We start from the raw sequence: 20,098 nt of genomic DNA, 5'->3' as shown, positions 1-20,098 counted from the left end.
TGCGTCGAATTGTTATATCCCGCAAGACGAGACCGGAGGCCAGAGGACATGCCAACAGGACTGACGGGGCCGTTGGGCACCGACTTCGAGATGATGACGAGCGTGGCAGGCCGGATCGACGTGCTCAACGACGATGTCCGGGCCATGTTGGCGACCTTCATCGGAAAGATGAGCAGCGTGCCACCGTCGGTATGGGGCGGCGTGGCTGCGGCGCGGTTCCGCACCGTGGTGGACCGCTGGAACGGCGAATCGCTGACTCTGCACACCACACTGGGCCGGATCGCCGAGACCATCCGGACCAACGAGCGCACGCTGCGTGCCGCTGCCGACGCTCACGCGCAGCGGCTCGGCGTCGTCGGCGACGGCATCTGATCGGCATCGGCCATGGATCACGTGCTGTCATACAACTTCGGCGAGATCGAATACTCGGTTCGCCAGGAGATCCACACCACGTCGAGCCGATTCAACGCCGCGCTCGATGAATTACGTTCGCAGATCGCGCCGTTGCAGCAGGTCTGGACGCGTGAGGCCGCGCAGGCCTACGCCGTCGAGCAGGCGCGCTGGAACCAGGCCGCGGCGGCCCTCAACGAGATTCTGTTCTCCCTGGGCAATGCGGTGCGCGACGGCGCCGACGAGGTGGCCGCGACCGACCGCAGCGCGGCCAACGCGTGGGGAGTCTGAGGCCGATCACCCCGGAAGACATGTGCGGTCCCGTTCGGTGGAGAGGACCGAGCGGGACCGCACACTTTCGTCTCTAGCGGGCCGAGCCGGCGTCGCCTCCGCGACGGGGTCGGCGGTGTCCACCACCGCGCTGTCCGCCGGCACCGGCACCGGACCGGGCTGCGTGGGCGCCGCCGCCGTTGCGGCCGGACCCGTTGGGGCGGTTGCGATTCTGTTGCTGCCCGGACCTACCGCCCTGACGGCGCGGTGCCTGGGTGGCCTGAGCGACCGGCTCCTGACGGATCGGATCACCGAAAACCCGCTCCCCGGGGGCGATCTCACGCAGCACCGGGTGGTCCACGTTGTTGATCCGGGTGATGGTGGGCTTGACCCCGGCCTTCTTGGTCAGGGTGCGCACATCCGACACCTGCGCGTCATGCATGAGAGTCACGACGGTGCCCTCGTTCCCGGCGCGGGCGGTGCGCCCGGACCGGTGCAGGTAGGCCTTGTGCTCGACGGGCGGGTCGGCGTGGACGACCAGGCTGACGTCGTCAACGTGGATACCGCGGGCGGCGATGTCGGTGGCCACCAGAACTGCCGCCGATCCGTCGGAAAATGCCGTGAGATTGCGCGTGCGGGCATTCTGGGACAGGTTGCCGTGCAGCTCAACAGCGGAAACGCCACGCGAATTAAGCTGGCGAGCAAGGTTTTTTGCCCCGTGCTTGGTGCGGGCGAAGACGATGGTGCGGCCCGGGGCGGCAGCCAGATCGGCGACGACGTTGACCCGTGCGGCGTTGTCCACGTGCAGCACGTGGTGCACCATCGCGGACACCGGTGACTGTGCCGAATCGACACTGTGCACCACGGGATCGTGCAGATAGCGCTTGACCAGCACGTCGACCCCGGCGTCGAGCGTGGCCGAGAACAGCAGGCGCTGGCAGTCTTTCGGGGTGCGGTCCAGCAGGCGCTTCACGCCGGGCAGGAACCCGAGGTCGGCCATGTGGTCGGCCTCGTCGAGCACGGTGATCTCCACCGCGGACAGGTCGGCATGGCCGGACCGCATGTGGTCCTCGAGCCGGCCCGGGCAGGCGATCACGATGTCGACGCCGCCTCTGAGCGCGGAGATCTGCGGGTTGGCGCCCACGCCACCGAAGATGTTGACCGAGCGCAGGCCGGTTGCCGCAGCCAACGGGGCCAGCGAGGCCTGGATCTGGGTCACGAGCTCGCGGGTGGGCGCCAGGATCAGCGCGCGCGGCCGGTTCGGTGCCCGGCGGGTGCCACTGGTCGCCAGGCGGGCCACCAGCGGAAGCAGGAATGCGTACGTCTTGCCGGAGCCGGTGCGGCCGCGGCCGAGCACATCGCGGCCCTTGAGGGAATCGGGCAGGGTCGCGGCCTGGATCGGGAAGGGGGACTCCACGCCGTTTCCGGCGAGGGTGGCGACGATCTCGGCGGGCAGGCCGAGCTCGGCGAAAGTGGGCACAGCAGTGCCAGGGATTTCTTGGACAGACAAAATGAAAGCTCCGAAAATAGAGGGCGGTCGTCCTGCCCGGCGCGAGTGATATCTCGCGGCGCTCGGTTGACGATCGAGAAGGCGGCAAAGGCAGAACAGACAAGCCGCCGTGCCCCAACTATACGGGTAGTGGGGTGGATTCCCCGAGTTCTGAGGGCTGACCTGCGGGTGGTATCCATCACAGGTCCGGCCGGTCAACTATCCTGGCGGACACGCGTGAATGCCATGCCGCTGGTCCGACGCCGGGAGCGTGATTGCCGTGGCCGCATCGAGAAATGCGGGAGGCCGGGTGTCCACCCGTGCCCTACCCGCGAAGGTGCGCGCGATCCATGACCTGTTCGTCGGGGGCCAGGTCGACGCCGATTCCCTCGATTCCACTCCGGTGCGCCGAGTCATCGTGGAGAGCTGGCAGCGCAGCCTGGCAACGGGAGTGGACCCCGATCTGGGCACCCGGGCGGCGGCCGCAGCGGCGGCACTGACCGAGTTGCGCGATGCCCATCCGCTGGCGTCCACGCTGCCGCTGATCCGTCGACTCCTGGTCGACGATGCCGTCGATTCCGGAGTGGTGGTGGCCATCACCGCGGCCGACGGCACCCTGTTGTGGGTCGAAGGTGACCCCGGTGCGCGCCGGAAGGCCGAGGCGATGAACTTCGTGCCCGGGTCGGACTGGAGCGAGCGGGTTGCCGGGACCAACGCGCCAGGTACGGCGCTGGCGCTCGACCGTGAACTGCAGATCTTGGGGTCGGAGCACTTCTCCCGCACGGTGCACTCCTGGAGCTGCACCGCGGTACCGGTGCACGACCCGACGACCGGGGTGCTGCTCGGTGCCATCGACCTGACCGGCGGCGCCACGGTCGCCTCACCGCAGACCTTAGCCCTGGTCAGAGCGACTGCGGTCGCCGTCGAAAACCAGTTGGCCCTGCTGCGGCTCACCGGGCCCGCCGCCCCGGCCGCGACCGAGGGAGCCCGGCTCACCGTGCTGGGCGCCGACCGCCCTCGCTGGCACGTGACCGATGCCGCAGGCCGCCCGCAGTCCAGTGCGCTGACCGGCAGGCACGCCGACATCCTGGTCCTGCTGATCCGGCACCCCGAGGGTTTGAGCGCCGATCACCTGGCCATGCTGCTCGACGACAAAGACCTCGATGTGGTTACCGTGCGGGCCGAGGTGTCGCGGCTGCGCCGGGTCATCGGCAGCACCTACGTCGAGTCCCGGCCTTACCGCCTGTTGGCGCCGGTTGCCAGCGACATGGCAGATGTCTACGACGCGCTGCAGACCGGGAATGTCTCGGCCGCCCTGGACGCGTATTCGGGGGCGTTGTTGCCGCAATCGGTCTCGCCGGCGATCGCGCGACTGCGTACCGAGCTGAGTGCCGGCCTGCGCGAAGCCGTGCTGACCGGAAGTGATCTGAGCCTGCTGCGGCGGTGGTTGGCACTTCCCGACGGCCGTGACGATCGGCAGGGCTGGCGGACGTTGCACGACCATGCCCAGGCCGATCCGGTGGTCAGGGCGCAGGCCCGCGGTCATCTGGCCGGGATCGACGCCGAACTGGGTTGATCTTGTCGGCCCGCCGACGTGTTGATCTTGTCGGCCCGCCGACGTGCTGATTTCCGGCGTTCTGAGGTCTGCAACGGTCCGATTATCTGTGCAACCGCGCTGCAACCTACTCCTGACTACCTTTAGTGATCACCGACACATTTCAGTGTCCGACTGCAGGAGATTGCCATGACTGTTTATGCACGTCCGGGTGCCGACGGCGCCGCGATGTCCTTTGAGGCCCGCTACGACAACTTCATCGGCGGCCAGTGGGTCGCACCCGTGGAAGGCCGCTATTTCGAGAACCCGACGCCGGTCACGGGTCAGGTGTTCTGCGAGGTGGCCCGCTCCACCGAGGCCGATGTCGAGAAGGCGCTGGATGCCGCCCACGCGGCTGCGCCGGCGTGGGGCAAGACCTCGCCCGCCGAGCGTGCGATCGTCCTCAACAAGATCGCCGACCGGATCGAGGAGAACCTCGAAGCCGTGGCGCTGGCCGAGTCGTGGGACAACGGCAAGCCGATCCGCGAGACGCTGAACGCCGACATCCCGTTGGCGGTCGACCACTTCCGCTACTTCGCCGGGGTGCTGCGCGCCCAGGAGGGCTCGCTGTCGCAGATCGACGAGGACACCGTCGCCTACCACTTCCACGAGCCGCTCGGTGTCGTCGGCCAGATCATCCCGTGGAACTTCCCGATCCTGATGGCGGTGTGGAAGCTGGCCCCGGCGCTGGCTGCCGGCAATGCCGTGGTGCTCAAACCTGCTGAGCAGACCCCGGTTTCGGTGCTGTTCCTGATGTCGTTGATCGGCGACCTGCTGCCCGCCGGTGTGATCAACGTGGTCAACGGTTTCGGCGTGGAGGCCGGCAAGCCGCTGGCCTCCAGTAACCGGATCGCCAAGATCGCCTTCACCGGTGAGACCACCACCGGCCGGCTGATCATGCAGTACGCCAGCCAGAACCTGATCCCGGTGACCCTCGAGCTCGGTGGCAAGAGCCCGAACATCTTCTTCTCCGATGTGCTGGCCGCCGCCGACGATTTCCAGGACAAGGCCCTGGAAGGGTTCACCATGTTCGCCCTGAACCAGGGTGAGGTGTGCACCTGTCCGTCGCGGTCGCTGATCCAGGCCGACATCTACGACGAGTTCCTGGAACTGGCCGCCATCCGCACCAAGGCCGTGCGGCAGGGCGACCCGCTGGACACCGAGACGATGATCGGTGCCCAGGCCTCCAACGACCAGCTGGAGAAGATCCTGTCCTACATCGAGATCGGGAAATCCGAAGGCGCCCAATTGATCACGGGCGGTGAGCGGGCCGATCTGGGTGGTGATCTCAACGGCGGGTTCTACATGGCGCCGACGATCTTCACCGGCCACAACAAGATGAGGCTCTTCCAGGAGGAGATCTTCGGGCCCGTCGTGGCGGTCACCTCGTTCAAGGATTACGACGACGCCATCTCGATCGCCAACGACACCCTCTACGGACTGGGTGCCGGCGTGTGGAGTCGCAACGGCAACACCGCCTACCGTGCAGGCCGGGACATCAAGGCCGGTCGGGTGTGGACCAACTGCTACCACCAGTACCCCGCGCATGCGGCGTTCGGCGGCTACAAGCAGTCCGGTATCGGCCGGGAGAACCACAAGATGATGCTCGACCACTACCAGCAGACCAAGAACCTGCTGGTGAGCTATGGCAACAAGGCTCAGGGCTTCTTCTGAGCGTTCTGTTGCCGCAACGCTGCTGCCTGTGAACTACACAACCGGATAACAACAAGAATCAGTCGACAGCAACATCTTTCACGAACGGAATGACTCATGACCCAGACCCTTGACGACGGTGTCAGCGCCAACAGTGCCGGCTCGATGCGCGCCGCGATGGTGACCGAATTCGGTGCACCGCTACAGGTTTCCGATCTTGAACTGCCGACACCCGGTCCGGGTGAGGCCTTGGTCGAACTGGAGACCTCGGGCGTCTGCCACACCGATCTGCATGCCGCACATGGGGATTGGCCGGTGAAGCCCAGTCCGCCCTTCGTTCCGGGCCACGAAGGGTACGGCACCGTGGTGGCGCTGGGACCCGGGGTGACGGACCTCAAGGTCGGTGACAAGGTCGGCAATGCCTGGTTGTGGTCGGCCTGCGGTAGCTGCGAATACTGCCGTACCGGCTGGGAGACACTGTGTGAGAGCCAGCAGAACGGCGGCTACAGCGTCAACGGCAGCTTCGGCTCCTACATGTTGGTCAATACCGCCTACGCCGCCCGCATCCCCGACAACGTCGACCCCGTCGAGGTGGCACCGATCCTGTGTGCCGGCGTGACGGTCTACAAAGGCCTGAAGGTGACCGACACCAGGCCGGGGCAGTGGGTGGCGATCTCCGGTGTCGGGGGACTGGGGCACATTGCCGTGCAGTACGCCCGGGCGATGGGTCTGCGGGTCGTCGCCATCGATATCGACGATGCGAAACTCGCGCTGGCCAGCCGGTTCGGCGCCGAGGTGACGGTGAATGCCAAGACCTCAGATGTGGTCGAGGAGGTGCAGAAGGCGACCGGTGGGGTACACGGAGTACTGGTCACGGCGGTGCATCCGCAGGCCTTCGGCCAGGCCATCGGTCTGGCCCGGCGTGGTGGCACCATCGTGTTCAACGGCCTTCCGCCCGGAGATTTCCCGGCGCCCATCTTCGACATCGTGCTCAAGGGGCTGACGATCCGCGGCTCGATCGTGGGTACCCGTCAGGACATGGCCGAGGCGCTGGACTTCTACGCCCGTGGCCTGATCCACCCGGTCGTCGAGACGACGTCACTGGATCAGATCAACGAGGTGTTCGGCCGGATGGAACGTGGGCAGATCGACGGTCGGGTCGTCATCGACTACCGGTAGTCGTTTTGACCTGCATGGACGCTCACCGGTAAGCTGCTCCGTTGGTGTGTGCTGCCCTTAGGGGCAAGCGGGTCCCGGGTCAACGTCGGTCGCCGGGAAAACCGAGTACATGCACCGCGACCGGCACCCGGGACATCCTGGGATCTAACCCGAGAATAGAAGAGGTATGCGCTGTGCCTACGTACACGCCGAAGGCGGGTGACACCACACATTCGTGGTACGTCATCGACGCCCAAGACGTGGTGCTCGGCCGGCTCGCCGTCGAAGCAGCCAAGCTGCTCCGCGGCAAGCACAAGCCGACATTCACGCCGAATGTCGATGGTGGCGACTTCGTCATCGTCGTCAACGCCGAGAAGATTGCCGTCAGCGGCAACAAGCTCACCAACAAGTTTGCTTACAGCCACTCGGGTTACCCGGGCGGTCTGCGCAAGCGCGCGATCGGTGACCTGCTGGAGAAGCACCCGACCCGCGTCGTCGAGAACGCCATCATCGGCATGCTGCCCCACACCAAGCTTGGTCGGCAGATCCAGAAGAAGCTCAAGGTCTACGCCGGTCCGGATCATCCGCACGCCGCGCAGCAGCCGGTTCCGTACGAGATCAAGCAGGTGGCCCAGTGACTGAAGCAACTGAAGTGACTGAGACCGAGGTCGTGGTCGAGGTCGAGGCTGACGCCGCGCCCGAGGCTGTCGAGGATCACCGCGAGCCGATCATCATCGACCGTCCCATCCAGACCGTCGGCCGCCGCAAGGAGGCCGTGGTGCGGGTGCGCCTGATGCCCGGCACCGGCCAGTTCAACCTGGACGGCCGCAGCCTGGAGAACTACTTTCCGAACAAGGTGCACCAGCAGCTGATCAAGGCCCCGCTGGTGACCGTCGATCGCCTCGAGCATTTCGACATCTTCGCCCACCTCGATGGTGGCGGCCCCTCGGGTCAGGCCGGCGCCCTGCGCCTGGCGATCGCCCGTGCGCTGATCCTGGTGCAGCCGGAGGACCGGCCCGCGCTGAAGAAGGCGGGCTTCCTGACGCGTGACCCGCGTGCCATCGAGCGCAAGAAGTACGGCCTCAAGAAGGCCCGCAAGGCACCGCAGTACAGCAAGCGCTGATCTGTCGCCTTCGTGGCCGAACGAACCCGCCGGGTGTGTCCTGTACACACCCGGCGGGTTTGTTTTTGGTCGTTGAACTGCGTCGTTTTCGACGCCACGGTCGGCGTTTCGCCCCATCCACGACCCTGGTGCAGAAAACGGCGCGCGACCGCTCACAACTTTTTTCCGGATTCGGGTTTGAGGACCGCCACGGCGTGGAAGACCTCTGGGCGGAGAGCAGGGGGCCGCTTTGTGTCAGCAGGGTTGCGCTCGCAGGACCTTCCTGCCACCCGGTGGACGTCGTATCGACGTCGGGGGCCCGGGGTGCCGCTTATCGGAAGGAGCAATTGTGGGGAACTTCGCGAAGACAGCGACTGCGGGCGCGATGCTCGGCGGGTCGCTGCTGTTTACCGTCGGCCTGGGTATCGCCAACGCCGCGCCCGAAACTGCCGGAGACGGCAAGGTCAACCTCACCCTCGGCAATGTCTCCGTCCTGGAGAACATCGACGACGCCGCGGCCGCGCAGATCGCCGCGGGGGTGTGCGAGAACACCGACACGGCATCGTTGACCACCGCGGTGCAGGGGGTCGACGCGAACAGCACCGACCACGTGGTCTGCACCAACAACCTGGGGACCATCTCGTTCAGCCAGAACGGCAGCACTGAGCGCCCGGGCGGGGTCTCTCAGGGGACGGCGCCGCACAGCGTTGCGCCGACGACCGAACCCATGGCGCCTGGGGGCAGCCACTCGTCGTCAGACACCGGTTCGAACTAGCGAGGTGTCGCCGATCACCGCCCGCGCCCGATCCGCGGGCGGTGATCGGTGATCTCGATGCGATATCAATCGAGCCGCGGGACGGTCGCTGACCTCCTCGGTTGTGTTTCCGACAGCAAATTATGAGAAATTTGAGGGCATGGCTCGACTGTTCGGCACGGATGGGGTGCGCGGGGTCGCCAATCGCGATCTGACCGCTGAACTGGCAGTGGCACTCGGTTCGGCGGCTGCGCGGCGTCTCGGCAATTCCACCGGCCCAGGCCGTCGGGTGGCCGTCGTGGGCCGCGATCCGCGGGCGAGCGGCGAGATGCTGGAAGCCGCGGTGATCGCCGGCATCACCAGCGAGGGAGTGGACGCCCTGCGGGTCGGCGTGTTGCCGACACCCGCGGTGGCGTACCTGACCAGCGCATATGACGCGAATTTCGGGGTGATGATCTCCGCGTCGCACAATCCGATGCCGGATAACGGCATCAAGATCTTCGGTCCCGGCGGGCACAAGCTCGACGACACCGCCGAGGACCGCATCGAGGAACTTGTCAACGCCGGGCCGGAGCAGCGCCCGACGGGGGCCGGGATCGGCCGGGTGCTGGACGCCGAGGACGCGTTGGACCGCTATCTGCGGCACGCGGGCAAGGCCATGACGACGCGGCTTGACGGGGTGACCGTCGTGGTCGACTGCGCGCACGGTGCCGCGTGGGCGGCCGCCCCGAGGGCCTACCGGGCAGCAGGGGCCAACGTCATCGCGATCAACGCCGAACCCAACGGCCTCAACATCAACGACGGCTGCGGATCCACCCATATGGAGGTGCTGCAGGCCGCTGTCCTGGAGCACGGCGCCGATCTCGGGCTGGCCCACGACGGTGATGCCGACCGGTGCCTGGCGGTTGACGCCGCGGGCCGGATCATCGACGGCGACTCGATCATGGTGGTGCTGGCGCTGGCCATGCAGGAGGCCGGCGAGCTGGCCTCCGACACCTTGGTGGCCACGGTGATGAGCAACCTGGGCTTGCACCTGGCCATGCGGGAGGCCGGCATCGAGGTCCGCACCACCGGTGTCGGGGACCGTTACGTGCTGGAGGAACTGCGGGCCGGCGAGTTCTCGCTCGGCGGTGAGCAGTCCGGTCACATCGTGTTGCCCGGCTTCGGCACGACCGGAGACGGCATCGTCACCGGGCTGCGGCTGATGTCTCGGATGGCCCAGACCCGCGCCACGTTGGCTGCGCTGGCCGAGCCGATGCATACATTGCCGCAGGTGCTGATCAACGTTGCGGTAGACGACAAGGCTGCGGTGGCCAAAGCGCCGTCTGTGCAGTGCGCCGTGGCCGAGGCTGAGGCCGAACTCGGCGACACCGGCCGAATCCTGTTGCGGCCCTCGGGCACCGAACAGGTGGTTCGGGTGATGGTCGAGGCTGCCGATGAGAACACGGCCCGGATGGTCGCGGTGCGGGTGGCCGACTCGGTCAGCGACCAGTCGGCCTGACGAGCGCTCGCGCGAGGCACATTCAACCCCGAGGGAACCGAACGGTGCCCGGCTGCGTCTAAACCGGGCATGGGAGACGTAATTGCCGCCAGTCTCGACGGCGCGGCGCTCGCGGCAGTGGCCGCCGGATATGACGCCGTTGCCGCCGATCTCGATTCAGTGGTGCGTGACTGTCGGCGCGGGCCGGTATTCGACGGTGCCTCCGCCGGGTATCACCATGTTGCGGACGGGGATGCCGTGCGCAGCGCCGTGGACGAGGTGACGGACGGGCTGCGTCGGTGGTCGCGGGCCAGTGCCGAGATCGCGGCCGTGCTGCGCGGTTCGATCGACCGGTATGCGGTCGCCGACGCGCGTGCCGCGGCCCGGGTGGGTTGAGCCGTGGTGGCCAGCCTCGACGTCGCGGCCCGGTTGGATGAGGGGCACGCCGCCGTCGACACGATCGCCGAGTACGTCTGGGCCTGTCACCTGCTGGGCTTCGGTCACCCCGATCTGACGCGATACCGCTATCAGGTGCGCGACGGGTACGCCGCCGAGGACGGTCTGGATCTGCGGGCTCTGGACGCCGAATGCACATCGCTGGCGGCCGCTGCGGCCGCGGCCGAGCGGGCATTGCAGCTGCAGGACAACCAGTTTCAGAATTTGACGCAGGCCTGGCAGGGCGCCGGGGCTCGGGCGTCGACGGGTTTCCTGGGCAGACACGCGACGTCGGCGGCGCAGGTCGCCTCCGGGATCGCCGGTGCCGCAGCCACATTGGGCCGATTGCGCGATCAGCTGTGGGATGCGGTGGACGCGAAGGTCGCCGCCGTGCTGCAGATCGAGGCGCGTCAGGCCGGGCGGCGTGGCATCTGGCTGGCCGCGGCGCACACGGTGAATACCGGTCTGGGGGATCGCTCGGCGGCCAGTGAGCTGATCGACACGCAGGTGAAGCCGTTCGTGGTCAACGATATCGGCGGAGACTGGGTGATGGCGATGCGCAGCACTTCGCGCGCGGTGGCCGATGCGTACGCGCACGCCGTAACCGCATTGCGCACCGAGGTGTCCCCGGTGTTCGGTATTCCTGGAGACCTCGGGCCGGTCTGGCATTCGTCGACGCCCGAGTCCCGGCACCCCGCTCTGGCCCTGGCCGCTGACACAGCCGACCGGTCTTCGGTTGCCGGTGCGCGTGGGGGATTCACCGCGGCGCCACAGAGCGCGCCGTCGTTCGCGGCTCCGGCGGTGATGGTGCCCGCCGGGACGGCGGCCGGGGCTCCGGTCGGCATGCCGGGGGTCGGGCCTGAACCGATCGTCCCGGCGGGAGCGCCCAGTGAGTCGGTGGCCCCTGCCTTGGCCTCGCCGACGGGCCTGGGCCAGGGCCTCGGTGGTGGCGGTCTGCCTGGTCTGGGCGGCATGCCCGATATCGGTTCCGGCTTGGCCGGTTCGGGGCAGCAACTGGCCGATCTGCTGGGCGGGCTGATCGGGTCGTCGGCCGGTGATCTGCCCGAAGGTATCGGTGATATGACGGACGACGATCTCGGTCCGGTGGCAGACGATGACGGACACGACGAGGGCAGCGATGAGGAGAGCGACGAGCCCACCACCGGCGCGGGCGGGACCGATGACAGTGCCGTGGACCAACCTTCCGGGCCGGAGGATCCTGATGCGGAAGTGACCGAATCGCAGCCGGATTCACCGCCGGCGGCCACGGAGGTGCCCGAGGCTATCGCCTCGCCACCGGCGGCGCCCGGACCCGCTGCCGCACCACTTGTCGAGCCCGCGGGTGGCACACCGTGTGAGATCGCTGCCGATGAACTTCCGCAGGTCGGCGGCTAGATACCCGCGCCGACCGCTGACAACTGACGTGGTCACCCGGGGCCCCGATTTCTGCGTCAAGATGGTCTGATGAGCGCGCCCAGGACCGGGAAGGTGGGCCCCGGACGGCCGGCGGGCACCGACAGCGGCGACACCCGCCAGCGAGTGCTGGACGCCGCCTGCCGGTGCTTTGCCCAGTTCGGCTACGGACCCGCGACAAACAATCAGATCGCCGAGATGGCCGGTGTGACAGCGGGTTCGGTCTACTACCACTTCGGTACGAAGGGCAAACTGTTCGAGGCGGTGTGCGCAGATGTCTACGGCAAGATTCTGGCGAGTGCCGCACCGGCAATGTCTGGGCCGCATTCGATGCACGAACTGCTGAGTACGGCGCTGGCCGAATCGATACGGATCAACCGCGAGTTTCCCGACCTGGCCGGTTTCGTCGCGACCGCGCCGATCGACGCGCGTCGGCACCAGGAGCTGGCCGAAGCCTTCGCGCGGCAGGGGGCGCGGATAACGGACGCGCTGGCACGTTCGGTGGTCGATGGGCAGCGGGGCGGGTTGATCCCCGCCGAGTACGACCCGGTCCAGGTGGCGCGGGTGATCGGTGCGATCGTCGACGGATTCGCCCATGCGGCGGCGGTGACCGAACCGGCTGAGATGGACGGTGTGAACCAACTGTTCGAATCGTTGGTGATGAATGCAGCGCTCGCCAAGCGCCAGGTCGCCGGCGAGCCCGGTTGAGGATGGTGGGCGGCACCGTCCTCATCACTCCGCGCCATCGACGGTGGTGTCAAAATTTCGTGATTCCGCGCCGATGAGCGGCTTATTCTTGGGCAGTTGAGGGTGCACTGACCCCGGATCGGCGGTTCTGCGATGACGGCGGACGCGGCATGCGAGTCCTGCGGTACCAGGTTGCGAACGCACGCCCGGTTCTGCGACGAATGCGGTGCCCCGGTGGTCGGTACAGCGGAGTACAAGCAGGTCACGGTGTTGTTCGCCGACGTGGTGCGGTCGATGGACCTTGCCGCCGCCTTGGATCCGGAGCGTTGGCGACAGATCGTGACCGAGTTGGTGGATCGGTCGACGGCGAGCGTGCGCCGCTACGGCGGCGGCACCGTGGAGTTCACCGGTGACGGGTTGATGGCGGTGTTCGGCGCCCCGGCCGCGCTGGAGGATCATGCCGTCCGAGCGTGCCTGGCGGCGTTTGCCATCCAGGACGAGGCGAACCGGTTGGCCGAAGAGGTTTCGCGACGCGACGGGCTGACACTGCGGTTGCGGCTGGGCCTGAACTCAGGTCGGGTGATCGCCGGGGACGTCGGATCAGGTGCGTTGGGCTACACCGCGACGGGCCAAGCCGTGGGATTCGCGCAGCGGATGGAGTCGGTGGCGCCTCCGGGTGGGGTGATGGTGTCGGAGTCCACAGCGCGGCTGGTCGAACACGTCGCGGTCCTGGCGGACCCGGAACTGGTGCACGTCAAAGGCAGTGATGCGCCGGTGTCCGTGCGTCGGTTGCTCGGGATCAGTCCGGGCCACGGGGCGGTGCCGCGGCGGGAGGCGCGCCTGGTCGGTCGCCGTCCGGAAATGGCATCGCTGGATGCCGCGTTGGACGGCGCTCTTGCTGCGCGCGGTGGTGTGGTGAATGTGGTGGGGCCGCCGGGTATCGGCAAGAGCCGGGTGGCTCGGGAGGCCGCAATCCTCGCGTCCGGGCGCGGGTTTCAGGTGTTCTGGACCTTCTGCGAATCTCATGCACGCGAGGTTCCCTTTCTTGCCGTCGCGCGGCTGCTGCGTGAGCGCACCGGGGTGGCCGACCTCCACGACGCGGCGGCTCGCACGAAACTGCGGCAGCAGATTCCAGCGGCCGACCCGGAGGACCTGCTGCTGCTCGCCGATCTTCTCGGCTTCGCCGATCCAGATGTGGCGCTGCCCCAGGTCGATGCGGACACCCGGCGACGACGGTTGACGGACCTGCTCAACGCGGCCGCTCGGGCGCGCACCGATCCTGCGCTGTACATCATCGAGGATGCGCACTGGATCGACCCGGTCAGTGAGTCGATATTCGCCGATCTCCTCGCCGTGATCCCGCACACCCCGTCGATGGTGCTGATCACTGCACGCCCCGAATACGGGGGAGTGCTGGCGGAAGCCCCAGGTGCTGAGGCGATAAAACTTGCCCCGCTGGATGATTCGGATACGGCGACGTTGATCGGTGAATTGGTCGGAGCAGATCCGTCGGTCGGCGAGCTGGCATCGATCATCGCCGACCGGGCCGCCGGAAACCCGTTCTTCGCCGAAGAGATGGTGCGGGAGTTGGTGCAACGCGGGGCGCTGATGGGCGATCACGGCGATTACGTGTGCCGGGTCGATGTCGCCGAGGTGAGTGTGCCCGCGACGGTGCAGGCGGCCATCGAGGCGCGCATCGACCGGCTGAGCGCTGCGGGTAAGCGGGCGGTGTGTGCGGCGTCGGTGATAGGAGCCCGTTTCGAGTCCGAACTCCTCGTTGCCCTGAGCCCCGATATGGTGGTCGACAACCTGGTCGGAGCCGAACTGATCGACCAGGTGCGGCTCAACCCCAACCCCGAGTACGCGTTCCGCCATCCCTTGATCCATGCGGTGGCCTATGAGTCGCAGCTGAAATCGGATCGAGCCGAGCTCCACCGGCGGGTGGCCGCGGCCATCGAATCACGCGACCCGGACGCCGCGGATCAGAATGCCGCGTTGATTGCCGAACACCTGCAGGCGGCCGGCGAATCGCTGGCCGCGTACGGATGGCATATGCGGGCGGCCGGGTGGGCCTCGATCCGAGACATCGACGCGGCCCGGGTCAGCTGGGAGCGTGCCCTCCGTGTCTCGGATACGCTGCCCGAGGAGTACCCCGAAGCGCTCGCCATGCGTATTGCTCCTCGAACCATGCTGTGCGCCACTGATTTTCAAGCGACATCGGCTCATGAAACCAGCGGCCGTTTTGACGAGCTGCGCGAGCTGTGTGCTACCGCCGGTGACAAGGTGTCGTTGGCCATCGGCATGACCGGGTTGGCCACCGAACTGGTGTACTCCGGCCGCTCGCGCGAGGGTGCACAGCTGGTGACCGAGCAGATGGCGCTGCTCGAGTCGATCGGTGATCCCAATTTGACCATGGCGCTGGCCGTCATTGCGTTTGTCAACTGGGCGGACGCCTGTCAGTTCGACAAGGTCTTGCAATGGTCACAGAGTGTCATCGACCTCGCCGACGGCGATCCCATCAAGGGTGCTGGCTACGGTGTGGGCTCACCACTGGCGCACGCGCTGGCAGTTCGTAGCGTCGCGCGGTGGTGGCTGGGTCGCCCCGGGTGGCGCCAGGACATCGACGACGCCCTCGCGATGGCCCGAGACAATGATCTGACAACTATCGGATTCGTCATTCTCTGGACCTATGGTGTGGGAATCGTCTACGGGGTGCTCCGGGCTGACGATCGCGCAGTGCACGCGTGCGAGCGGGCGGTGCAGACGATTCAAGCGGCCAGCAATGATCACGCATTGGGCTGCGCTGTGCTGGCGTGGGCTGGCGCGTTGGTCTTTCGAGATACCGCGGCCGACCGCGAGCGCGGGCTGGAAATCGTGGTGCAGTTCGGTGACATGGTTCGAGAACATGCTCCCTTCTTGGGCCCGGTCGTCGAGTTGTTGACTGCCCGTGGCCGGGCGGGGTGTGGTGACCGCGATGCAGCAATTCCGGGGATGCGCCGTGCCGTCAGTGAGCTGTACCAAAGCGACCGGCTCACCTACGACGCCTGGGGTTCGGTCCTTCTCGCGGAAGAGCTGATCGAACGTGGCCGCACCGAGGATCTGGACGAGGCACAGCGGGTGATCAATCGGCTCACGCACCGGTATTCCGGTCGGGATTGGGCGCTGGTGGAGGTGTCTCTGCTGCGGCTGCACACGCTGCTGGCTCGAGCCCACCGCGACGACGTTGCTTTCCAAGACTTCGTGACCCGCTATCGAGCAATGGCGGAAACCTATGGCTTTGAACGACATGTCGACTCGGCCCGGGCCTTGACGGGTGACGGTGCACCGGTGCCACCGGGATGACGGCCTCGGCAACTGCCTATCGGGTGAGCTCCACCAACTCCTCGCAGAACTTCACCGTCTCGGCGGTATCGGTGGCCATCGGATGCACGAGCATCGTGGTGACCCCGGCCTCCGCGTAGGCGGCCAGGCGTTCCTTGACGAATCCCTTCGGTCCCACGAGCGACACATTGCGCACCAGATCGTCGGGTACCGCCGCGATGGCCTCGGCCTTCTTGCCGGCCAGGAAGAGATCCTGGATGTGGTCGGCGACCTCGCCGTAGCCGTACCGGGTGGCCAGCTTGTGGTAGAAATTCTGCCCGCGGGCGCCCATCCCGCCGATGTACAGCGCCAGTTGGGGTTTCGCCCAGGCCAGTCGATCGTCGACATCGTCGCCGATGGCCAGGCTGGCGCTGACCATGACGTCCAGCGGGCCCAGTTCCGGGTCACGCTTGGCGGCCCCGGCGCGCAGGGCGTCGCCCCATACGTCGTCGGCCTTCTCGGGGAGGTAGAACACCGGTTGCCAACCTTCGGCGATCTCAGCGGTCAGCTCGACGTTCTTCGGCCCCAGTGCGGCGATTGTGATCGGAATACGGTCCCGCACCGGATGATTGATCAACTTCAGAGATTTACCCAGGCCGGTGCCGCGTTCGGCCGGCAACGGCAGTTGGTAGTACTTGCCGTCGTAGTCGAGGTTCTCGCGGCGCCACACCTTGCGGCAGATCTCGACGACCTCGCGGGTGCGGCCCAGCGGGGCGTCGAACGGCACGCCGTGGAAGCCCTCCACCACCTGCGGGCCCGAGGTGCCGAGGCCGAGGCGGAACCGGCCGTCGGACACGTAGTCGACGCCGGCCGCGCTCATGGCCATCAGCGCCGGTGTGCGGGTGTAGATCGGGACGACCCCGGTGCCGAGTTCCATCCTCGTGGTCTTGGCGGCCAGGTAGCCGAGCTGGCTGATCGCATCATAGGAGTACGCCTCGGGGACCAGGGTGAGGTCGATGCCCACCTTCTCCAGTTCGACGACTTGCTCGGCGGCTTCTTTGAAGCCGCCGGCATAACTCAGGAAGATGCCGGTCCGCATCGCTGGAGTGTAGCAACCCAACTAGTTGGTTGAGGATGGAGGAGTCGCCGGCGTGAAGGCGCACGCTACTGTTCGAGGCCGATCAACAGACAGGGGAGAGTCGAAAATGGAACCAGAGCACCAATTGACAGCCGGGCAGAAGGCCAAACTCTATGCGCAGGCCGCGGGCGCGTTCGCCCGTAATCCCAAGGCGTTGGTCGCGCTGGTGAAGTACAAGCTCTCCGAGCGGAAGTCGGCCAAAGAGGCGGGCTGACGCACCGTCACGGCTTGAGCAGCGCGACGACCTTGTCCTCCAGCGCTACCGGATCGGCGTTTGGGTCGGCCGTTGCGGTGTGGGGCAGCGTGGCGTCGGGATCGGCGAAATCGCGGTAGGTCTTGTCGCCGGTCAGCGTCGCCAGCAGATAGCCGGTGAGCAGAGCACGCACGATCTTCTGGGTGTCTTTGTCGGCGCCGGGCAACCCGATGAATCGGGCCAACCGCCGTCCCTCGACCAGGCCCCCGGCCTGCGCCTTGCTGACCGTCCGCAGCGTCGCCCCCTCCCAGGCCCGAGCCAACTCCACGGCGTTCGACCGCAGTGTCATCGGGTCGCCGGGAGCGGTCAGGACCAGGCCGGGTACGCGCAACGTCGACGCGGGTTGTTCGGCCGGTGGCTTGGTCACCGTCGGGAAGAGCGACACCACAGCCTTGGGACGCTGGGTGGAACCGCCCATTCCCGCGGCGGCGAACACCGCCGCGGACCCGCCGAAACCGTGCCCCACCACCCCGCGCTTGCCCGGGTGCACGCTGATCTTGCCCGTACCCAGCCGCACCCCGGTGATGATTTCGAGGGCTGCGCCCAGATCGAAGGCGAAATTGAGCACCGACGGAGCGACGCTGGTCTCGGTATCGGGTGCCGCCGCCACGATGCCCCAGGACGCCAGATGCTCGAGCGTGCCTGTGTAGTTGTCCGCCCGCGTCATCCACTCATGGCCCACGACCACCCCGGGCAGGTTCAGGCCGGACTCGGGCGTGTACACCACGCCCGGCATGCCGGCGAACGCCAGGTCGCCCCGCAGGACTCGATGCGGTCCGCGGCGGGTCAACCCTGCGAAGAGCTTCTTTGTGCTGGCCACGCGTTGACCGTAGCGCAGGGCACCGAATCTGCACCCGGTGCTTTCGCGGTGATCTGCGTCAAATGCCATCGCGCAGAATCGGGCCAGCGCCCCGGCTGCACTACCCTGGGAACCTATGTGTGGAATCGTCGGCTACGTCGGGGCGCGCCCGGCCCTGGGCATCGTGGTCGACGCGCTGCGCCGGATGGAATACCGGGGTTACGACTCCGCGGGAATCGCGCTGATCGACGGCAACGGCGGGTTGACGGTGCGGCGCCGGGCCGGCCGGCTGGCCAACCTGGAAACCGCCCTTGCCGAGACCGACGAGGGTGTCCTGACCGGTAGTACCGGGCTCGGCCATACCCGCTGGGCCACTCACGGCCGCCCCACCGACCGCAACGCCCACCCGCACCGCGATGCGGCAGCCAAGATCGCCGTCGTCCACAACGGCATCATCGAGAACTTCGCCGTCCTGCGCGCCGAGCTGGAAGCCGACGGCGTGGAGTTCGCCAGCGACACCGACTCCGAGGTGGCTGTGCACCTGGTGTCACGCCAATACCGCGACGGGGCGACCGCCGGCGATTTCCCGGCCTCCGTGCTCGCCGTGCTGCAGCGCCTCGAAGGCCACTTCACCCTGGTATTCGCCAACGCCGACGATCCGGGCACGATCGTGGCCGCCCGCCGGTCCACCCCGCTGGTGGTCGGCATCGGTGACGGCGAGATGTTCGTCGGCTCTGACGTGGCGGCGTTTATCGAGCACACGCGGCACGCGGTAGAGCTGGGCCAGGACCAGGCCGTGGTGCTCACCGCCGACGGCTACCGGATCACCGACTTCTTCGGCCGCGACGATCTGCAGGCCGGCCGCGACTACCGCGAATTCCATATCGACTGGGATCTCGACGCCGCCGAAAAGGGTGGCTACGACTACTTCATGCTCAAGGAGATCGCCGAGCAGCCCACCGCCGTCGCCGACACCCTGCTGGGCCATTTCATCGACGGCCGCATCGTGCTCGACGAGCAGCGGCTGAGTGACCAGGAACTGCGCGAGATCGACAAGGTCTTCATCGTCGCCTGCGGCACCGCCTACCACTCGGGTCTGCTGGCCAAGTACGCCATCGAGCACTGGACCCGGCTGCCCGTCGAGGTCGAGCTCGCCAGCGAGTTCCGGTACCGGGACCCGGTGCTGGACCGCAGCACGCTGGTGATCGCCATCTCGCAGTCCGGCGAGACCGCCGACACGCTGGAAGCGGTACGGCACGCCAAGACGCAGAAGGCCAAGGTGCTGGCGATCTGCAACACCAACGGCAGCCAGATCCCGCGCGAGGCCGACGCGGTGCTCTACACCCGGGCCGGGCCCGAGATCGGTGTGGCCGCCACCAAGACGTTCCTGGCGCAGATCGCCGCGAACTACCTGGTGGGGCTGGCCCTGGCGCAGGCCCGCGGGACCAAGTACCCCGACGAGGTCGAGCGCGAGTACAACGATCTCGAGGCGATGCCGGCCCTGATCAGCCGCGTGCTGGCCGGCATCGAACCGGTGGGGCAGTTGGCGCAGCGCTTCGCCACGTCGCCGACGGTGCTGTTCCTGGGTCGCCACGTCGGTTACCCGGTGGCACTGGAGGGCGCGCTCAAGCTCAAGGAACTGGCCTACATGCACGCCGAAGGCTTCGCCGCCGGTGAGCTCAAGCACGGTCCGATCGCGCTGATCGACGAGGACCTGCCGGTGATCGTGGTGATGCCGTCACCCAAGAACGCACAGATGCTGCATGCCAAGCTGCTGTCCAACATCCGCGAGATCCAGGCCCGCGGCGCGGTGACCATCGTGATCGCCGAGGAGGGTGACGACACGGTGCGGCCGTATGCCGATCACCTGATCGAGATCCCGGCCGTGTCAACGCTTTTCCAGCCGTTGCTGTCGACCATCCCGCTGCAGGTGTTCGCGGCCGGGGTGGCCCGGGCCCGCGGGTATGACGTGGACAAGCCGCGCAATCTGGCCAAGTCCGTCACCGTCGAATAGGTTTCTCGCGCCGAACGTGAGCTTGTGTGCGAGATTCGCACGAAAGTTCGCACATATCCTCACGTTCGGCGGATGGTTCGCCGCCCCCGGCGATTCTCTGACCGTGCCGAGCAAACACACGTAACCTGTTGGCGCGCGGCAAAGTCGACGACAGATCGAGCGGAGCGGG

General features: G+C 67.2%; 18 protein-coding genes. 15 read left to right on the top strand and 3 right to left on the bottom strand.

The annotated features are described in order from the left end of the window. Positions 1-48: 48 nt before the first annotated feature. Complete coding sequence (locus G6N44_RS11520; protein WP_163664067.1) at positions 49-372, top strand: WXG100 family type VII secretion target; 324 nt, start codon at positions 49-51, stop codon at positions 370-372. A 12-nt stretch (positions 373-384) separates the two neighbouring features. After that, complete coding sequence (locus G6N44_RS11515; RefSeq protein WP_163664065.1) at positions 385-681, top strand: WXG100 family type VII secretion target; 297 nt, start codon at positions 385-387, stop codon at positions 679-681. A gap of 73 nt (positions 682-754) precedes the next feature. Here G6N44_RS11515 and G6N44_RS11510 read toward each other — a convergent pair whose 3' ends face one another. Beyond that, positions 755-2,140, bottom strand: a complete 1,386-nt coding sequence (locus G6N44_RS11510) for a DEAD/DEAH box helicase (RefSeq protein WP_163664063.1) — start codon at positions 2,138-2,140, stop codon at positions 755-757. 250 nt (positions 2,141-2,390) lie between these two features. On the opposite strand from G6N44_RS11510, the gene G6N44_RS11505 reads away from it, so the two are divergent. The 11 genes from G6N44_RS11505 to G6N44_RS11455 all read left to right on the top strand — a co-directional run bounded on the left by G6N44_RS11505 (position 2,391) and on the right by G6N44_RS11455 (position 15,767). After that, a complete protein-coding gene (locus G6N44_RS11505; protein ID WP_276039410.1) occupies positions 2,391-3,725 on the top strand; it encodes a helix-turn-helix domain-containing protein in 1,335 nt (444 codons plus the stop codon). A 168-nt stretch (positions 3,726-3,893) separates the two neighbouring features. Further along, positions 3,894-5,417 carry an aldehyde dehydrogenase gene (adh, locus tag G6N44_RS11500; RefSeq protein ID WP_163664059.1) on the top strand — a complete coding sequence of 508 codons (1,524 nt, stop codon included), beginning with the start codon at positions 3,894-3,896 and terminating at the stop codon, positions 5,415-5,417. A gap of 96 nt (positions 5,418-5,513) precedes the next feature. Beyond that, entirely contained in the window at positions 5,514-6,575 is a 1,062-nt protein-coding gene (adhP, locus tag G6N44_RS11495) for an alcohol dehydrogenase AdhP (RefSeq protein ID WP_163664056.1), read from the top strand. A gap of 173 nt (positions 6,576-6,748) precedes the next feature. Further along, complete coding sequence (gene rplM, locus G6N44_RS11490; RefSeq protein ID WP_163664054.1) at positions 6,749-7,192, top strand: 50S ribosomal protein L13; 444 nt, start codon at positions 6,749-6,751, stop codon at positions 7,190-7,192. Next, the gene (gene rpsI / locus G6N44_RS11485; RefSeq protein ID WP_163664052.1) at positions 7,189-7,677 is read left to right on the top strand and encodes a 30S ribosomal protein S9; all 489 of its coding nucleotides are present in this window, start codon (positions 7,189-7,191) and stop codon (positions 7,675-7,677) included. The genes rplM and rpsI overlap by 4 nt, the downstream gene beginning before the upstream one ends. Before the next feature lie 328 nt (positions 7,678-8,005). Beyond that, positions 8,006-8,431 (top strand): hypothetical protein, encoded by a 426-nt coding sequence (locus G6N44_RS11480; protein WP_235683004.1) that lies wholly within the window; start codon positions 8,006-8,008, stop codon positions 8,429-8,431. Between the two features lie 139 nt (positions 8,432-8,570). After that, positions 8,571-9,911 carry a phosphoglucosamine mutase gene (gene glmM, locus G6N44_RS11475; protein ID WP_163664050.1) on the top strand — a complete coding sequence of 447 codons (1,341 nt, stop codon included), beginning with the start codon at positions 8,571-8,573 and terminating at the stop codon, positions 9,909-9,911. 69 nt (positions 9,912-9,980) lie between these two features. Continuing rightward, a complete protein-coding gene (locus G6N44_RS11470) occupies positions 9,981-10,286 on the top strand; it encodes a type VII secretion target (protein WP_163664048.1) in 306 nt (101 codons plus the stop codon). Positions 10,287-10,289: 3 nt separating this feature from the next. After that, positions 10,290-11,720: a hypothetical protein gene (locus tag G6N44_RS11465; protein ID WP_163664047.1), complete on the top strand. Its 1,431-nt coding sequence runs from the start codon at positions 10,290-10,292 to the stop codon at positions 11,718-11,720. 69 nt (positions 11,721-11,789) lie between these two features. Next, positions 11,790-12,446 carry a TetR/AcrR family transcriptional regulator gene (locus G6N44_RS11460; protein ID WP_163664043.1) on the top strand — a complete coding sequence of 219 codons (657 nt, stop codon included), beginning with the start codon at positions 11,790-11,792 and terminating at the stop codon, positions 12,444-12,446. Positions 12,447-12,578: 132 nt separating this feature from the next. Further along, positions 12,579-15,767, top strand: coding sequence for an ATP-binding protein (locus tag G6N44_RS11455; RefSeq protein WP_163664041.1), 3,189 nt, complete (start codon positions 12,579-12,581; stop codon positions 15,765-15,767). 16 nt (positions 15,768-15,783) lie between these two features. Here the strand turns inward: G6N44_RS11455 and G6N44_RS11450 are convergent, their stop codons facing one another. Then, positions 15,784-16,824, bottom strand: a complete 1,041-nt coding sequence (locus G6N44_RS11450; protein ID WP_163664039.1) for an LLM class F420-dependent oxidoreductase — start codon at positions 16,822-16,824, stop codon at positions 15,784-15,786. A 106-nt stretch (positions 16,825-16,930) separates the two neighbouring features. Here G6N44_RS11450 and G6N44_RS11445 point away from each other — a divergent pair, with 106 nt between their 5' ends. Next, the gene (locus G6N44_RS11445; protein ID WP_163664037.1) at positions 16,931-17,077 is read left to right on the top strand and encodes a hypothetical protein; all 147 of its coding nucleotides are present in this window, start codon (positions 16,931-16,933) and stop codon (positions 17,075-17,077) included. Positions 17,078-17,084: 7 nt separating this feature from the next. Here the strand turns inward: G6N44_RS11445 and G6N44_RS11440 are convergent, their stop codons facing one another. Beyond that, the gene (locus G6N44_RS11440) at positions 17,085-17,936 is read right to left on the bottom strand and encodes a dienelactone hydrolase family protein (protein ID WP_179964513.1); all 852 of its coding nucleotides are present in this window, start codon (positions 17,934-17,936) and stop codon (positions 17,085-17,087) included. A gap of 115 nt (positions 17,937-18,051) precedes the next feature. On the opposite strand from G6N44_RS11440, the gene glmS reads away from it, so the two are divergent. Next, on the top strand, positions 18,052-19,929 hold the full coding sequence (gene glmS / locus G6N44_RS11435; RefSeq protein WP_163664035.1) for a glutamine--fructose-6-phosphate transaminase (isomerizing): 1,878 nt from the start codon (positions 18,052-18,054) through the stop codon (positions 19,927-19,929). Positions 19,930-20,098: the final 169 nt, after the last annotated feature.

The organism is Mycolicibacterium alvei (assembly GCF_010727325.1).
In the GTDB taxonomy this organism is placed as follows: domain Bacteria; phylum Actinomycetota; class Actinomycetes; order Mycobacteriales; family Mycobacteriaceae; genus Mycobacterium; species Mycobacterium alvei.
Note: the sequence above shows the minus strand (reverse complement) of the source record. Positions and strands in the feature narration are given on the sequence as shown.

Bases quoted from the DNA above. Each gene is read 5' to 3' on its own strand.
- G6N44_RS11450 (WP_163664039.1), bottom strand. From the start codon at position 16,824: ATGCGGACCGGCATCTTCCTGAGTTATGCCGGCGGCTTCAAAGAAGCC.
- G6N44_RS11520 (WP_163664067.1), top strand. From the start codon at position 49: ATGCCAACAGGACTGACGGGGCCGTTGGGCACCGACTTCGAGATGATG.
- G6N44_RS11515 (WP_163664065.1), top strand. From the start codon at position 385: ATGGATCACGTGCTGTCATACAACTTCGGCGAGATCGAATACTCGGTT.
- adh (WP_163664059.1), top strand. From the start codon at position 3,894: ATGACTGTTTATGCACGTCCGGGTGCCGACGGCGCCGCGATGTCCTTT.
- glmS (WP_163664035.1), top strand. From the start codon at position 18,052: ATGTGTGGAATCGTCGGCTACGTCGGGGCGCGCCCGGCCCTGGGCATC.
- glmM (WP_163664050.1), top strand. From the start codon at position 8,571: ATGGCTCGACTGTTCGGCACGGATGGGGTGCGCGGGGTCGCCAATCGC.
- G6N44_RS11445 (WP_163664037.1), top strand. From the start codon at position 16,931: ATGGAACCAGAGCACCAATTGACAGCCGGGCAGAAGGCCAAACTCTAT.
- G6N44_RS11470 (WP_163664048.1), top strand. From the start codon at position 9,981: ATGGGAGACGTAATTGCCGCCAGTCTCGACGGCGCGGCGCTCGCGGCA.
- G6N44_RS11460 (WP_163664043.1), top strand. From the start codon at position 11,790: ATGAGCGCGCCCAGGACCGGGAAGGTGGGCCCCGGACGGCCGGCGGGC.
- adhP (WP_163664056.1), top strand. From the start codon at position 5,514: ATGACCCAGACCCTTGACGACGGTGTCAGCGCCAACAGTGCCGGCTCG.
- G6N44_RS11505 (WP_276039410.1), top strand. From the start codon at position 2,391: ATGCCATGCCGCTGGTCCGACGCCGGGAGCGTGATTGCCGTGGCCGCA.
- G6N44_RS11455 (WP_163664041.1), top strand. From the start codon at position 12,579: ATGACGGCGGACGCGGCATGCGAGTCCTGCGGTACCAGGTTGCGAACG.